General features: G+C 36.3%; 1 protein-coding gene. It reads left to right on the top strand.

The genetic code is table 11. The annotated features are described in order from the left end of the window. Positions 1 to 32: 32 nt before the first annotated feature. A partial coding sequence (locus tag R0J92_RS23195) for a hypothetical protein (protein WP_411053405.1) occupies positions 33 to 270 on the top strand: 238 nt, incomplete at its 3' end.

Here is a 270-nt window from a genome sequence, read left to right as displayed (position 1 = left end):
CGTTGAGAAATGACGATGGCGAATATAGTGAAATGGATATCATCACTAAAGTTATCGATATCCCATCCAGCTTCGCATCTAATGGTGATAAAGTCACTATTCACTATCCGATTGAAGCTGATGCTGAAACTGTCAAAATTAGCGCAGAGAACTTTTCTGAGAATTATTACCTTGAAATCCATACTATTGAATACGATCCAAAGACAGCTAAAATTTTCAGTGACCTTTATATTCAGCTACCAAAGGTTACATTCAGTGGAGAATTCGATA

Source organism: Tritonibacter sp. SIMBA_163, from assembly GCF_046535935.1.
Taxonomy (GTDB): Bacteria; Pseudomonadota; Alphaproteobacteria; order Rhodobacterales; family Rhodobacteraceae; genus Epibacterium; species Epibacterium scottomollicae.
This window is presented reverse-complemented; position numbering and strand designations above follow the sequence as displayed.